13 protein-coding genes are annotated in these 15721 nt (G+C 58.7%); 6 read left to right on the plus strand and 7 right to left on the minus strand.

Translation table 11 applies throughout. The features are described 5' to 3' along the window. Positions 1-50: 50 nt before the first annotated feature. The 4 genes from KVG87_RS13770 to KVG87_RS13785 form a co-directional block, all read right to left on the minus strand. Positions 51-1799, minus strand: coding sequence for a cyclic-di-GMP receptor FimW-related protein (locus KVG87_RS13770; RefSeq protein WP_217851166.1), 1749 nt, complete (start codon positions 1797-1799; stop codon positions 51-53). Positions 1800-1865: 66 nt separating this feature from the next. Beyond that, positions 1866-2726: an archaetidylserine decarboxylase gene (asd, locus tag KVG87_RS13775; RefSeq protein ID WP_217851168.1), complete on the minus strand. Its 861-nt coding sequence runs from the start codon at positions 2724-2726 to the stop codon at positions 1866-1868. Positions 2727-2744: 18 nt separating this feature from the next. After that, complete coding sequence (gene rhdA, locus KVG87_RS13780) at positions 2745-3560, minus strand: thiosulfate sulfurtransferase (protein WP_076565369.1); 816 nt, start codon at positions 3558-3560, stop codon at positions 2745-2747. Positions 3561-3602: 42 nt separating this feature from the next. Beyond that, positions 3603-5141, minus strand: coding sequence for an HDOD domain-containing protein (locus tag KVG87_RS13785; protein ID WP_217851170.1), 1539 nt, complete (start codon positions 5139-5141; stop codon positions 3603-3605). Between the two features lie 166 nt (positions 5142-5307). Here KVG87_RS13785 and motA point away from each other — a divergent pair, with 166 nt between their 5' ends. Continuing rightward, positions 5308-6159, plus strand: a complete 852-nt coding sequence (gene motA, locus KVG87_RS13790) for a flagellar motor stator protein MotA (protein ID WP_016771962.1) — start codon at positions 5308-5310, stop codon at positions 6157-6159. A 3-nt stretch (positions 6160-6162) separates the two neighbouring features. After that, positions 6163-7209, plus strand: coding sequence for a flagellar motor protein MotB (gene motB / locus KVG87_RS13795; RefSeq protein ID WP_041480740.1), 1047 nt, complete (start codon positions 6163-6165; stop codon positions 7207-7209). 59 nt (positions 7210-7268) lie between these two features. Here motB and KVG87_RS13800 read toward each other — a convergent pair whose 3' ends face one another. From KVG87_RS13800 to rsgA, 3 genes are all read right to left on the minus strand, one after another. Continuing rightward, positions 7269-7754, minus strand: a complete 486-nt coding sequence (locus KVG87_RS13800; RefSeq protein WP_076565374.1) for a toll/interleukin-1 receptor domain-containing protein — start codon at positions 7752-7754, stop codon at positions 7269-7271. Then, complete coding sequence (locus tag KVG87_RS13805; protein WP_217851172.1) at positions 7754-8713, minus strand: caspase family protein; 960 nt, start codon at positions 8711-8713, stop codon at positions 7754-7756. The genes KVG87_RS13800 and KVG87_RS13805 overlap by 1 nt, the downstream gene beginning before the upstream one ends. Before the next feature lie 313 nt (positions 8714-9026). Then, complete coding sequence (gene rsgA / locus KVG87_RS13810; RefSeq protein ID WP_093105416.1) at positions 9027-10058, minus strand: small ribosomal subunit biogenesis GTPase RsgA; 1032 nt, start codon at positions 10056-10058, stop codon at positions 9027-9029. A 107-nt stretch (positions 10059-10165) separates the two neighbouring features. Between rsgA and orn the strand changes: the two genes are divergently transcribed. The 4 genes from orn to KVG87_RS13830 all read left to right on the plus strand — a co-directional run bounded on the left by orn (position 10166) and on the right by KVG87_RS13830 (position 15380). Beyond that, positions 10166-10708: an oligoribonuclease gene (gene orn / locus KVG87_RS13815; RefSeq protein WP_110644898.1), complete on the plus strand. Its 543-nt coding sequence runs from the start codon at positions 10166-10168 to the stop codon at positions 10706-10708. Between the two features lie 150 nt (positions 10709-10858). Then, positions 10859-11473 (plus strand): trimeric intracellular cation channel family protein, encoded by a 615-nt coding sequence (locus KVG87_RS13820; protein WP_177342722.1) that lies wholly within the window; start codon positions 10859-10861, stop codon positions 11471-11473. 176 nt (positions 11474-11649) lie between these two features. Beyond that, on the plus strand, positions 11650-12675 hold the full coding sequence (locus KVG87_RS13825) for a hypothetical protein (protein WP_217851174.1): 1026 nt from the start codon (positions 11650-11652) through the stop codon (positions 12673-12675). Positions 12676-12860: 185 nt separating this feature from the next. Continuing rightward, a complete protein-coding gene (locus KVG87_RS13830) occupies positions 12861-15380 on the plus strand; it encodes a leucine-rich repeat domain-containing protein (protein WP_217851176.1) in 2520 nt (839 codons plus the stop codon). Positions 15381-15721: the final 341 nt, after the last annotated feature.

Here is a 15721-nt window from a genome sequence, read left to right on the forward strand (position 1 = left end):
ACCTCATTCCAGTGTGGGAGCGAGCCTGCTCGCGAAGGCCGCGCCTCGATCTAGAGTGAATTCCACAACGAATCAAAATCCTCCTCACCTCCGCCATTCTGCGCAGGATCCAGCGAGCGATAGGCGAACTGATTGAAACTGTGCGTACTCGCCACCCGCCGATCCAGCCCGGCGCGGTGTTCTTCGCCTTGAGTGTTGATCAACACCTTGTTGCCTTCCTGAAACGGCAGGCGCGGCGCAAGCACGGTGGCCGGCACATCGATCGCACTGATCTCCGGCAACAGCAAACCGCGCAGATAATGGCTGTGATCGTCCTTGGAACGAACCAGTTGCAGCCCGCACGGCTGCGCGTGTGGCGCGACCAGTTCAATGCCCATCTGCGTGCCGCTGCCGCGCACCTGGCGGATCCAGCGAATCACCGCAATGCTCCAGCCTTTGCCCTCGCTGTCCTGAATGCCGAGCATTTCCCCGGCCTGCAATTCGGCCGGCACCTCGCTCGGCCAGGCCAGGCAATAGCCGCCAGGGCTATGGTTGATCACGGGCAAGGCGTAAGTCGGATAGTTCGGCGCGTTGCCGGGGCCTTCATCCTCGCTCAGCTGGTCGTACTGGATTTCCTCGTACGGCAACAGCTCATCGTTACTTTGCGGGGCAGCGTCGAACGCCTGACTCCAGCTGTCCTTTTCGCCGTTGGCCACGATGCTGCTGAAATTTGCCGCGCGGGCACCGGGATGTTTGAGCAACTCGCTGAAGGTGCGCTCGCCGCCGAGGTAGAAGTGCAGGGCGCTCATGCCGACGCACACAGTCAATGAGCCTTGGCCGGCGATCCGCTGAAAGCTGCGTTCCGCCGCTTGGCCCCAAGTGGCATGGAGATGTTGCAGGGTATCGATGCTGAGCCCGGCAGAGACAGGCAAAGGTGTCGAAGTCGGCTGGTGCAACAAGTGCATTTCGAGCTGTTTGACCAGCGGTTGCGGGTCGAAGCCCAGCAGTCCGCTCTGTTGTTCGCTGCGAAACATCTTGCGGTATCGGGGGCCGACATCGAGTTCCGGACTGACCGCAAACAAGCCCTCGTCGGCGCTGCCGGGATGCAGCTTGAGCAGGGCGCTCCACGGCTCGATCACCTCGGCCAGCCGGGCAATCTGGCTTTGACGCAATTGATTGCAACGGGCGCTGCCCAATAGCAGTGCGGCGATGTAGGTCTGTTCGACGCTCAGTTCGCTGGTCAAAAACGCCAGATCATCGCGCAGCCGCCGTTGTTGCAGCTGTAATTGCGCAGCGCTGCGATACAGATGATGCAATTCCAACCACACGTGTTCCGGCGGTGGACTGTACAGCTGCGTGGCGCGCACCAGTTGCGCCTTGAGGGCATGCGCCGCGCGTTGCAATGCGGTGCTGACCAACGTTGCTCGATCCTTGCTATATTTGGGCAGGATGCGCAGAACGATCTGTTTATAGCCGATGGCCAATTGGCCTTGCAGCGCCTGGCACAGGTTGCTGACTTTGCGCGAACGCTCGTCGAGCATGATCGCCTGATGCAGAAAGTGCCGTTCCAGATGCTGGCAGACGAAATACACCTCGGGCCGCAGCAGTTCCAGGAGTTGCAGGCGATTGTCGCTGGGAGTGAGCAACAGGTTCAGTTCGCCGAGGCCTTGATAGAGCAGGCGGGCGGTTTCGCCGATGTTGGCCTTGGGCAGGCTGGCGATCCAGCGCTTGAGGTCGCGCGGGCTGGCGTCGCAGAACGACAGGCGCGTTTGCGTGGGAGTCGGAGCGCGCAGCTTGGGAGAAAAGTTGGTCTGGCTCATGAGCAAAACCATAGCAGCAAATGCCGCGGTTTGCGGAAGCAGCCTCGGCTGCTTCCGCGAACAGGGTCACGCTTTTGGCAGTGCCAGGCCTTGGCCCATCTGCACGGGTGAACCGGCCACCAGCTCTTCGGCCCACTTCACTTGATCCGGGCCAAACAGCACGATCGCCGTCGAACCGAGCTTGAAGCGTCCCAGTTCCGCGCCTTTTTCCAGATGAATCGGTGCGCGTGCGGCTTCGTCGTAGCGGAAGGTTTTCAGCTCGCGCTTCGGTGGCGTGACCAGACCGGCCCACACGGTTTCGATCGAAGCGACAATCATCGCACCGACCAGCACCACGGCCATCGGCCCGCGTTCTGTATCGAATATGCACGCCACGCGCTCGTTGCGGGCGAACAGCTCCGGGACGTTTTCGGCAGTGGTCTGGTTCACCGAAAAAATGCGGCCCGGGATGTAGACCATTTCGCGCAGGGTGCCGGCCAGCGGCATGTGCACGCGGTGGTAGTCCTTAGGCGACAGGTAAATGGTAGCGAAGTCGCCGCCCATGAACGGCGCTGCGTTGGCCGCATCCCCGCCGAGCAACTCCAACACGCTGAAGCTGTGGCCCTTGGCCTGGAACACACGACCGTGTTCGATCGGGCCGAGCTGGCTGACCGCACCGTCGGCCGGGCTGAGGATCGCGCCCGGGGTTTCGTCCAGTGGACGCGCGCCGTCTTTCAACGCACGCGTGAAGAATGCGTTGAAGTGCTCGTAAGCGGTCAGGTCTTCGACAAGTGCTTGCGACATGTCCACTTGATAACGCTTGGCGAACCATCGGGTGAAGGCATTCTTGAACCAGCGCACGCGGCATTCGGCGATGCAGCCGGCCAGACGCGACAGCAGGTGATGCGGCAGCAGGTACTGGCTGAGGATAAACAGACGCTCTTTCATTAGTTGTCCTTAAAAACCTTAAATCTCGACTGGCGTGTCAGGGTGGTTGCCCCATTCGCCCCAGGAACCGGCGTAGCCCTTGACCCGCGGATAACCGAGGGCTTTGGCCACCAGATAAGTGAAGCCCGACCGGTGATGGGTCTGGCAGTGGGTAATGATTTCCTTGTCCTTGGTGATCCCGAGGTTTTCGAGGATCTGCGGCATGTCGCTGCGGATGCGCAACTGACGCGTCTGGTCCATGCCGGCGGTCCATTCGAAATTGACCGCGCCGGGGATGTGGCCACCCTTGGCGGCGAGGACTTTCTCGCCGGAATATTCCAGCGGCCCGCGCGCGTCCCAGATCGCCAGATCGGCGGCGCCGAGACGGCTTTGCAGGTATTCGCGGGTGGCGGTCGGTTCATCGTGCAGGGTCAGCGAGACCGGGCCACCGACGGCGGCCGGCACCTGAATCGACATCGGCATACCGTCCGCCAGCCAGGCCGGCAGACCACCGTCTATATAGTGGTACTTGTCGTGGCCAATGACATCGAGCAGCCAGATAAAGCGCCCGGCCCAGCCGCCGCCTTCATCGTCATACACGACGTAGACCGCATCTTTGCGATGACCGAGCTCACCAAACAACGCTTCCAGATCGGCCTTCGCCGGCATCAGCCCGGGCGCCGGTGGCTGGCCGAGCTGGGTGCGTTTCGGGTCGACAAAACGTGCACCGGGCAAGTGACCTTCGGCATACCGGGCAGGGCTGGTCAGGTCCACCAGGATCAGTTCCGGGGACTCCAGACGCGGCAGCAGGTCGCTCGGCTCGATGACAAGCGGCAAGCCAGAGAAGTCAGACATGTGAGGTCTCCAGAGCACAAAGGGGAGGATTGTAGCGCAGGCTCATTGGCCACGGCTGCTAAAGCTGTGCAGGGCTTTTTCGATGCACTGCGCAGTTTTGCCGAAGGCCTGCACAGTGATGTCGGCGAACGGCCCGCCACCCTGATCGGCAACGACGATCATGATCACCCGGCCGTTGTTGACCAGCGAACGCAGGAACAGATGCTCACCGCGAAACAGCGTGCGCAGGCTCGCTGGCAATAAGGCCGAGAATTGCCCGTTGTTCTCCGGCGTGATCCGCACCTGCGCCTGCTGAGCGAGCAGGCGCTGCAGGACTTTGCTTTGGCCGACGGCAAAACTCAGCGCCGCTGCATCCTTCGGCAAACCGGCGGTCTGGTGCACGCGCAGGGTCGTGTGTGTGCGGTCGGCCATCAGAATCATCACCCGACGCATGCCGCTGGCCACCAGTGCCTCGCGGGCGGCGACGGTCAGGCTCATGGCATTGGTGAAGCGGCTGGGCTCGGCGAGCAGTTCGGCGCATTGCCGACGCCATTGGCCCAGATCATCCGCATTCGGCGCTGCGGCCGGGAGCATGCCGGCCGGCAAGCGACGAGTGCCCCACGGCCAGATCAGCGAAACCGCCGGGTGCCACAAATCAGGCATCGCATGCTGACGCGCGCTGTTCGCCGCTTGCTGGTGCAACTGTTGCTGCACTTCATCCATGGAAATCTGCAGATACAGGCTAGTCAGGTACTGCCAGCGCTTGCTGTGCGGACTGTCCCAGGCCTGTTGCGCCGACAGCGCCAGCCCATTGGCCAGCAGCACGGAATTCGCCGGCTGGTTAAGCCAGCGGCGCAATGTCGGGTCATCGTCGAGGCGATTCTGCTGGCGCAGCGGGTGCTCGCTGTCGCGGGCGATGCGCAGCACTTTGACCAGTTCGCGTTGTTCGCTGAGCAGCAATTTGTAGCCTTGCTCGACCCAGATCGGCAGATGCCAGGCCTGGACCAGTGCCTCGGCAATCTTCAACAGGCGCACGCCGAACAATTGCTTTTCGACCACACGTGCCGACTCGCCCTTGTGGATCACCCGCAGTTCCCACTCCTCTAGTAACTGCGGATAGGTCAGTGCCAAGGGCCACAGCGGCGACAAAAACAGCAAGCTGCCCCAATGGATGTCCTGCCACAGCCGCGCCAGACGACTGGCAAAAAAGCCGTTGGCCTGCTGTGTCGCGTGTTGGCTGATCAACTGCAACTGACGCAAGGCCTTGGGGATCTGTCGGTGCGGTTCGGCGGGCAGGCGCGCGAGCAATTCTTCGGTGCGCGCAAGGCCCAGGCGATTGATTGCCACCTCGAGATTTTCCGCTGGCGCGGCCATGGTGCCGTGGGTGTGACGATTCGCCTCACGGATGACGCTCAAGGCCAGCGCCGGGCTGTCCTGCATCAGATCGGCGATGTCGCGCAGCGAGCTGCGATTGTCGCGGATCGCCCGGCAGACTTTGTCGTGAGCCTCTTGTGGTACGGGCAGGCGGACGCTGTCGAGCAGCTTGACCCAAGCCTCAAGGGTGCTCGGTTTTACCGATGGAATGTTCGTTTCATTAGCCATGTCTGGACGAGATCTTCACTGACTGTAGACGCGCCCGGCATGGGCTAAATTGGCTTTTCGCCTGAACTGGCTATAGTCTGGCGCAGTTTTGCCGATAAGTAGAAGAAGAGATTTTTTAACTTCCGAATATGACCTTGAACCCGACTTAAACAAGTACCTTCTACCTATGGCTAAAATTATCGGCATCATCGTCGTATTCGCGAGCGTGCTCGGCGGATACGTGCTCTCCCACGGCAAGATTGCCGCCCTGATCCAGCCCTTCGAGGTGTTGATCATCGGTGGTGCGGCCCTTGGCGCGTTCCTCCAGGCCAACCCCGGTTACATGACGATGCACGTGCTCAAGAAATCCCTGAGCATGTTCGGTTCGCGTTTCACCCACACCTTCTATCTGGAAGTGCTCGGGCTGATCTACGAGATCCTCAACAAGAGCCGCCGCGAAGGCATGATGGCGATCGAAGGCGACATCGAAGATGCCGCCGCGAGCCCGATCTTCGCCAAGTACCCGGCGGTGCTCAAGGATGAACGCATGACCGCGTTTGTCTGCGATTACCTGCGCATCATGTCCTCCGGCAACATGGCTCCGCACGAACTGGAAGGCCTGTTCGACATGGAGCTGTACAGCCTCAAGGAAGACCTCGAGCACCCATCCCACGCCGTCAACGGCATCGCCGACGGCATGCCCGGTTTCGGTATCGTTGCGGCGGTACTCGGTATCGTGGTGACCATGGCTTCGTTGGGCGAGGGCGACCAGGCGTCGATCGGTCTGCACGTGGGTGCGGCACTGGTCGGTACCTTCTTCGGTATTCTCGCGGCGTACGGTTTCTTCGGTCCGCTGGCACATTCCCTGGCCCACGATGCCAAGGAAGAGCTCAACGTCTACGAAGCCATCAAGGCCTCGCTGGTGGCTTCGGCGTCCGGCATGCCGCCGTCGCTGGCGGTCGAGTTCGGGCGCAAGGTTCTGTACCCGGCGCACCGTCCAAGCTTCGCCGAGCTGGAACAAGCGGTTCGCGGTCGCTAAGTCATGGAAAATAATCAGCCGATCATCGTCAAGCGCGTCAAGCGCATTGCCGCCGGGCACCACGGCGGGGCGTGGAAAATCGCCTTCGCCGACTTTGCCACGGCGATGATGGCGTTCTTCCTCGTGCTGTGGCTGCTGTCCACCGCTACGCCGGAACAGAAGATCGCCATCGCCGGTTATTTCAAGGACCCGGTCGGCTTCTCCGAAAGCGGCACGCCGTACATCATCGACCTCGGCGGTACACCGACCCTGGCGCCGGAAAACACCCTCAACCCGGAAGTGAAGTCGCAGCCGCAACCGGACAAGGTCACGGTCGACACCGATCAGGTTGAAGGCATGGCCGAGCAGGTCGAGAAGGAGCGTCTCGAACTGCTGCTGCAAGAACTGCAGAACAAGGTCGACGAGAACCCGCAACTGCAGAAGTTCAAGGATCAGATCCTTTTCGAGATCACGCCGAACGGCTTGCGCATCCAGATCATGGATGCCGAGAATCGGCCGATGTTCGACTCCGGTTCCGCACGCCTGAAACCGTACTTCGAAGACATCCTGCTGGCCATGGCCGACACCATCAAAGCGGTGCCGAACAAGATCAGTATCAGCGGCCACACCGACGCCAAGCCGTACATTGGCACTGGCGACTACGGCAACTGGGAGCTCTCGGCCAACCGCGCCAACGCGGCTCGCCGTGCCTTGGTCGCGGGCAGCTATCCGGATGCGCAGGTGGCGCGGGTGGTCGGTTATGCCTCGTCGGCATTGTTTGATCGGGAAAATCCGTTCAACCCGGTCAACCGCCGGATCGACATTGTCGTACTGACCAAAAAGGCCCAGGCCGCCATTGAAGGTGCGCAGGGTCCCGAGGCAGCGAAACCGGCGGATCAGGGGCAGAACGGTGCTGCTCCGGCAGCCCCGGTTGATCCGAATGCGCTGCCGGCGGACAAACAGCCAGTGCCGGCTCACGAGTTGCGCGAGCGGTTGAATCTGTTTGACGATGCGGCGCCGAAACCGGCCGAGCCGGGTGGGGCGGCGCCTGCGCCTGCGCCGAAGCAGTAAGTGAAAAAAAGCCGACAGTGATGTCGGCTTTTTTTTGGCTATCACAGGCCGGCACAGTCTCAGAATCCCCGACGAATCCGGTTCTTCAGCTGTTCATGAAACATCTCTGCATCGCGCTTGTACGCCCCTTTCACCGATTCGCTGATCGACTCCAGCGCCATCGACCGCTTGTTCGACACCTCATCCCGATACGCATCGATAAAGAAATCCAGGTCGCTGGCCGTGCTCAGCTTCGGCCATTTGTCCAGATAGATCGGCAGTTGCGCCGGTCCGGTCTTGAACGTACAGATCCGCCGGTTGCTGATCGTCGCCTCGCCAATCTCGAACGGCACCCACCACGACAGTGCAGTTGTCTCCGACACCACCGCCAGCAAATGCGTGCACTCGGTGATGTTGCGGGTAATGACCCCGGTGATGTCGTCCGTGGTCTGCGATTCCGGATCGAGGACATCGAGATATGTCCTGATCTTCGCTTGGGTCAGACGGGTATTGATGGCGATCGCATGGGCGCGATCCATGTGGCGATAGCTGATAAAGACTGGCATCAGAAATGTCCTTTGAGGGCGAGTTCGCGGTAATAGGCGCCGAGTGCCGTCAGGCGGCAGCCGGTCGAGTGAATGGCGGCGTAGTACATGTGCTCGGCATCGACCGGCTCGATCAGGCTGTGGCGGTTGCACTTCTGCAACTGGGCGAAGACCTCGCCGTGCTCAGGCACGAACGCCTTTTCGGTGGGTTCGTAGCTGGGGTCGAGCGGGAAGACCGATTCGGCTTCGGCAAACCAGTCGGGCAATTTGCGCAGGATCTCCTTGGGGATCAGCGGCGAGACTTCGCGCAGGGAAATGAACTGCGACACATTGGTCTTGAACACCGGACGCTGTTCCCAGGCACCGAGGGCGTTGTCGACGAAGGAATACAGGCTGCCGGGGGTGATTTTGCCGAGGATATTCGCCGCGCCGCCATGCAGCGCTTGCAGGAGCAGGCCGGTGAACACGCCGTGCTGCGCGCCCTCCAGCGCCGGCTCGGCTTTTTTGCAGGCGGTGAGGATGGTCATGCCTTCGCTGACCATGCTGCTCTCGCTGCGCAGGGCGCGCACTTCTCCGGCTGAACCGCTTTCGCAGCAGTCGAGAATGATCATTTTGTTTTTGATCCGCGTGGCTTTGTCCGCCCAGTTGAGAATGTCGCTGATGCGGATGCCGTCCTTGGCGTTGCGGTAGTCCTGCGGGATCAACATGCCTTCGTCTGTGTCGGCATCGAAACCGCCATGACCGGCGAAATACAGCAGGGCGACGTTGCAGTCACCGGAAAACAGCTCGCGGATCTGGTCTTCGAGTTTTTCCCGGCTCAGGTAATCCTCGGCAGACGTTAGTACAACATTTTTGAAGTTGGGGTCGCCGTTGGCGTTGCTTTTCATTACCGAAGCCATGGCCATGGCGTCGTTGCAGCAACCGCTCAGCCCGTCGATATGCGTGTAATCGTTGATGCCGATGAACAATCCCTTGCGCATGGTCATACCGCCGTGTGCAGGCGGATCGCGCAGACGATTCCGTGGGTATTGCACGGGCGGGCGTCGCGAGACGAATGGCTGATGAATAAAACACAGGTTTGCATGGCTTTCCTCGATGGTCGCTGTGAGCGAAGGAGGAAAGAAATGTAGGCCGCTGGCTCAGGCCTACAAGGTCTGCGCTGCAAAACAGAAACGTCCTGCAAGCAGGCGCGCAAAAGCCTACAGACAAGGCTGATGTTTAAGAGGGAGAGGCGTGCGTCAGATGCAGTCCGACAACCGGCAGCCCATCGCGCAGGGCTGCCGGCGCGGCTGTTTAATAGCCGTTTTCGGGCAGGCTGGCGATGATCGAGCGATAGCTGTTCATCCGTTGCTGCTGGATGCGGCCATCTTCCAGCGCCTTGAGCAGAGCGCAACCCGGTTCGCGGTCGTGCTTGCAGTCGCGGAAACGGCAAGTGCCGAGCAGGTCGTCGAACTCGATGAAGCCGGCTTCGACGTCGGCGCGGCTGACGTGGCCCAGGCCGAATTCGCGGATGCCCGGGGAGTCGATCAGTTCACCGCCACCGGGGAAGTGGAACAGCCGCGCAGTGGTGGTGGTATGCGTGCCCTGACCGGACAGCTCGGACAACGGCCCGACGCGGGTTTCGACTTCCGGCAGCAGGCTGTTGACCAGCGACGACTTGCCGACGCCGGACTGGCCGACGAATACGCTGATGCGCCCGTCGAGCTGCTTTTGCAGCTGTTCCATGCCGTTGCCGTGATGCGCCGAGACTTCCAGCACCGGGTAACCCAGCGTGCGGTACACCGCCAGCAACGCGTTCAGCGCCGGGGCGTTCTGCTCGTCGATCAGATCGAATTTGTTCAGCAGCAGAAGCGGGCGGATGCCGGCATGTTCGGCAGCGACCAGATAGCGGTCGATCAGGTTGGCGTGAGGCTCGGGCAGCGGCGCGAACACGATGACAATCATGTCGACGTTGGCGGCAACCGGCTTGAGCTGACCACGGCTGTCGGGGCGGCACAGCTCGGTGCTGCGCGGCAGTTGCGCGACGATCACGCCAATGCCCTGGTTGCCGGCGCGCCAGACGACTTTGTCGCCGGTGACCAGCGCTGGCAGGTTGGCGCGCAAGTGGCAGCGGAACACTTGGCCGGCGAGTTCGCCGTCAACGGCTTCGACTTCGACCTGCACGCCGAAGTGGGCGATCACCAGGCCGTGCTGCTCAGGGCCAAGGTCGCCGCCCTCGAGGGCCTCGACCGCCGAGGACTCGCGTTTGGCGGCGCGTGCGGCGCGCTCGCCCTGAATCTTTTCGATGCGCCAGTTTTGACGACGATTGAGTTGGCGTTTGGCCATGGGTGTTCCGTCTGAAGAATGCAGCGATTAGGTAAAACGGCCGCGAGTTTAGCACGCCCGGCCACCGGCCTAAGCTAAACTGCGCAGCATTGCCTAGGAGCCCGAATATGCAAAACCCGCAGAACCTGATCTGGATCGACCTGGAAATGACCGGTCTGGACCCGGACAACGACGTCATCATCGAAATGGCCACCATCGTCACCGACAGTGAGCTGAATACATTGGCCGAAGGCCCGGTGATCGCCATCCATCACAGCGACGAAGTGCTCGCGCGCATGGACGAATGGAACACCCGCACTCACGGTAATTCCGGCCTGACCCAGCGTGTACGTGAAAGCCGCATCAGCATGGCTGAGGCAGAAGCTGAGACCATTGCCTTCCTGGAAAAGTGGGTGCCGAAGGGCAAATCGCCGATCTGCGGCAACAGCATCTGCCAGGACCGTCGCTTCCTTTATACCCACATGAAAGCGCTGGAAAGCTACTTCCACTATCGCAACCTCGACGTCTCCACGCTCAAGGAACTGGCCGCGCGCTGGGCGCCGGATGTGCGCGACAGCTTCAAGAAGGGCAGCACCCACCTGGCTTTGGATGACATCCGCGAATCGATCGCCGAGCTGCAGCACTACCGCAAGCACTTCATCAAGTTCTGAGGCAGCGGCATCAGCCCTGACTCTTTCGCGAGCAGGCTCGCTCCCACATGGAATGCGGCTTATGTGGACGCGAGCCGGCCGCGAGAGGCGCGCCCTCTTCTGGTGCGGCGCCGAAATGGCTAGACTGCGCGCCTTCCTGCCTGGACTGCCATCATGTTGCTGATGCTCTATCTGATCGCCATTACCGCCGAAGCCATGACTGGCGCGCTGTCCGCCGGACGACGTGGCATGGACTGGTTCGGCGTGGTGCTGATCGCCTGCATCACCGCGCTCGGTGGCGGTTCGGTGCGCGACGTGTTGCTCGGGCACTACCCGCTGACCTGGGTCAAACATCCGGAATATCTGGTGCTGACCTCGGTGGCGGCGATGTTCACCGTATTCGCTGCGCGCTGGATGCGCCACCTGCGCTCGCTGTTTCTGGTGCTCGACGCGGTGGGGCTGGTGGCGTTCACCTTGATCGGCTGCATGACCGCGCTGGAAATGGGTCACGGCATGCTGGTGGCATCGGTCAGCGGCGTTATCACTGGTGTGTTCGGCGGCATCCTGCGCGACATTTTCTGCAATGACATTCCGCTGATATTTCGCCGCGAACTTTATGCCAGTGTTTCATTCGCTGCGGCATGGTGCTACATGTTTTGTCTTTATATAAATGTGCCGGGCGAACAAGCCATCCTGATCACTTTGTTTGGCGGGTTCCTGTTACGTCTGCTGGCCATCCGTTTCCATTGGGAAATGCCGAAGTTCGTCTATAACGACGAACATTGATCATTCTTGCGTAGGTGTATCGGGGGCTGGTTTAAAGGTGTATGAGTTGCTGGCTGCTGATGCGCGCATATTTCTTACACTTTTCACTTTGATATTTTCTTGGTGGGTATGTAACTTTTTTACTGGCATGTTTTCGATGTCACTATCAAGTTATATTCTCACAGAGGAACTGTATTATGAGTGAAAGCATGGACGCTACAGGTAATCAACAAAACACTTCGCCCGTTCTTGTGGGGTTGTCCAGTCTGAAGGTCAAGTTTGACGCCAGTGATAACACTCAAAGCAGGGCACTTTTTGCTAATGGCCGGATGCAAGTCAAAGTTCAGGTGCTCGTTGCCGGAGTAGACGCCGACGGCAACGCTGTACATGTACCGGAAGATGTAATGGAAAGCATCCAGCTTATTCATTACGCGACCGGCAAGACCTTGCGCGATGGTTGGGTCGCGAGCGCAGTCCAAGGGCGGTTTACGCGTGAGGCACGGCCTGCACCGGATGCCTTGGACAGGCACGATGATGATCTTGAGAATGACAGCGTTCACCCACAGGTGCGTACGTTCTGGGTTTCCTCATCGAGCGCGGGAACGACTGAAGTTGGTGCGCGCCTGTCTCTCAACGGGGAGAGGATTTTGAGCAACGGAACCACCCCTGCCAGTGTTCATTACAGCAGCGTGACTCTAGAGGCTGAAAAGCCCGCGACATATGGAGTCTTTCAGTTGTATCAGAACAGGATTGGTAATGAGTCGCCTGGTAATCGTATCTGCAAGTACCATCTGGGGCTGTACCCGGACGGGAAGCAGATCCGCCTGGTCGATTGGGTGGTCGAGGGGGCAGAAGAGGGCGAAAACCTCGATTTTGCCGGTGGGAACAGGCTTAACGAAATAAAAACAAATTATATGAAGTGCATTTTCGTCCGCCCCGAAAAAACCAGTGTGACCGTCACCTTGCCTGATAGGGGTGATCCGTTCGTATATGCTTTCACCGGCGATGCGCAAACATGGAATCACAAGCATTACAAAGTAAATACTCAAAGCGACGGGGAACTCACTATTGTGCAGGCGTTATCCGAATACTCGGAAAATACCGGTGCGCAAAAATATGGAAGTATCCTCTACTTTATTGCTATCGATGAATATGGTACCGGGCATAAGTTGGCGATTCGCGTGAATTTTTACGAGCGCAATTTGTCTCTTCAGCGAGGCTGAGTTTCATCATCCAGTGATGCAATGTCTTTGGATGTAGTAGCTGTATATGCGTTTGGCATCGCGGCCGCAGATAAGCTGCCATGTTCGCTGATCAGGCATATGCACGAAAGTGCTTTATCTGATGTTTTGCGCTGGCCCCGCAGCGATGTGTGGCCAGCGTCACCACTCCTCAAGGATGAGCATTCATGACTGGCAAACCGCCGAAAATCAAACCTGTATCTGCCCCAACCAGACCCATCGAGTCCAGCGGGGATGGCCTGCCCCGGGCTCTGAACCCGTCTTCGACAATGCCGCATTTGACTGGTGCACATCATCAGGGACCCTTGCCTTCGCCATCTTCTTCAGATTCGCTTGCAGTGATGCCTGTCATCAGTGTGAGCACGAGGCCGAAATATTCCACGATTGACGAGTTCGCCAGTGTGTCCGCAAGGAATTCGCTGGAGAACTACTGGATACCCACGCAAGAGCGTCTCGACGAGACCGATGCATGGGGCATCGCAATCATGAAGCAGCGTCAGTATGTTGCCGTCGCTGACAATCACATCGTACAAGTGGTCCGAGACGCCGAGAGCGGCCTGTTTCGCGCCACACATGCCAGAGAACTGCATCCTTCCGGTCCGCTGTTGCGGCCTGACAGCGAGGGCCGTTTGTGGCATCCGCTGGATGATCCTGAGTCGGCCAATCCAGTTGCAACTGTCTTTACCGGACAAAATCGCACGACAGAGCTTCCCGGCACGGAGTATTCAATAAAAGATTTCCCTCCACTGATGACCCAACGCATATTTGCCGTGAGCGGCGTCGACGCGATGAAGGCGCACAGGTCCGACATTCATCCCGCTTCGCTGGCATTGCTGCAGGACACAGTGAGGCGCTTCGCCCTCGATCAAAAGATCCGCCAGTTCATCACCCAAGTGCAACATTCCGATCCGACCGTGCGTGCGCAGGCCGATTCACAACTGCAGGCTTTGTTAACGCTACAGGCAACTGATCTGAGCGAGCGCATTATCGAACAGTCCCGCGCTTTGCTCTTTGAGCAGAGCGAGCGGGCGTTCGAACTCGATTGCGATGACAACACATTGCAGATGCGACGGATTTTTCCTCATCTGCCCAAGACGATTGCTCAGGCGTTGTGGCGAGAGACCAGTGCCGCCGACCATATGCATTTGCGCCTGCGGCCGGGAATGCCGAGGCATATGGCAGAAAAGACGCTGGTGGCGCTACGCGAGGTGCGTCTCGCCAGGGCGTGCGAAGGAATCTATCTGGATGCGGTAGCCAGTCTGGACAGTGACCAACTGGCTTTGCAGATGCTCGGGCAGCTTGATCAGTGGCCGCGACAGATTCGTATCGAGATTCGTCTGCAAGCGTCAGAGGGTGAGTCATTGAGTGCTATTGGCGATGCTCGATCGCCAGTGCGTCACATATTGATTCGTCAGCATGAAGGCTACGTTATCCAACGCAGCGGCATCGCGTCCCCCCAGGATCGGATGGATCTGTATGCCGCCGTCTGGCGCCTTTTACTGCCCGGGCAGCGCCAGTTGCTCGGTGTAGCGCAGGGCGGTGGTGCGGCTCTGCGGCAACTGGTACGCGCACAGCCATTGCCGTCGCGCCAACGCGTGAGCGAATGGCTGGGACTCGCACCGGTGCAGGTAACGGCTGTTCCGGCCAGCGCCCAATACGCGCAAGCGGGGCTGCGAGGCGGCGGCGATGTCAACCCGATGTTGACAGGATCCGTTGTGGAACGTGTCCGTAGTCTCTATCCGCAGCTTGCTGACAAGGAGTTGGCCGCGTTCATTTCCGAGCGCCTGGGATCTGAGCCGTCCAGAGTTTTAGCGCGCCTGGAGACAGACCTCGCAAAATTGCGCAATGAATTGGCGACCTGGAGTGCGGAAGGATTATCGACCCAAGCGGACTCTTCGCAGGACGCAATGCAGATCGCAGAACAGCGCCAGGCTCGCGAGCAATTTAGCGCAAAACTGCAAGATATCTGGCAACGCAAGTCGGTTTCGAGGTGGGGGTACGGTGACTATCATTTTTCCCATCATGTCGATTTTACTGCTGAGTTACCAAAATTATCCGCAAGGTTCGACTATGTAACAGAGTTGATATTGACTGTGGAAACGCCTGGCGCACGCATCGGCGCTTTTTTTGACAGTTTTCCCAATGTTCAATATTTGATGGTCACTGGCATAAAAATGGAGGATTTCCCGTCTGGAATATTCCAAATGCGCCAGTTGCGCCAACTGGTACTGGACGATTGCTCGCTTGAATTATCTGAAGCGACGGCTGAAGGTGTGTCCAGGATCGAGACGCTCACTTTGTTGAATCTGGCCAACAACCCTCTGACAGTTGCTCCGCATGTAGGCTTCATGACAGGTTTGACCGAGTTGATGCTATATAACGCCAATCTCTCCAGCCTGCCTTCCGGTATAGACAGGCTTGGAGATCTTCGGGTCATGGCGTTACAGGATAATAATATCTCAGACGTAGGAGGCGATTTGTTCGATATTCCGGATACTCAAGATCTATATGTTGGTTTATTGAACAATCCGCTGAGTGACGAGTCGATGCGGCGGATTAATCAATATCTTGAAAATTCCAGTATGGACCGGAAGGTAGAAATCCAAACGGAAGAAGCAGTTTCAGACGTTGATTCCGAGAGTGAGTCATCGGAGAGCGGATTTTCGACAGGTTCAGATAGCGACTGAGTGTTGTCGAAAGTAACGGATCGATCACGCTGCCAACATGATTTGGCAAACATAAGCTACTCGCTGACTCCCTTTCCGGTTCGGGTTGATTGAATTCGGAAGGGGGGACAGGCCATCGTGGGCCAGAATCAAAGGGGCGAATGGCTTAGTGTTGAATCTCGTAACATGCAGATCGCATTTTTAGAAGTTATTAGCATCTGTGTGAATTATTAAAGATGATGTTGAAAGTTTGCTTTTTCACAAAATGTCAAATGTCGCGGCTGTTTATATTTAAATTCGACGTTAATACTTTGCCGAGCCCTTGAGGGGTGAAATATATTAATCGGCTGAGGTGTTATCAG

The organism is Pseudomonas siliginis, from assembly GCF_019145195.1.
In the GTDB taxonomy this organism is placed as follows: domain Bacteria; phylum Pseudomonadota; class Gammaproteobacteria; order Pseudomonadales; family Pseudomonadaceae; genus Aquipseudomonas; species Aquipseudomonas siliginis.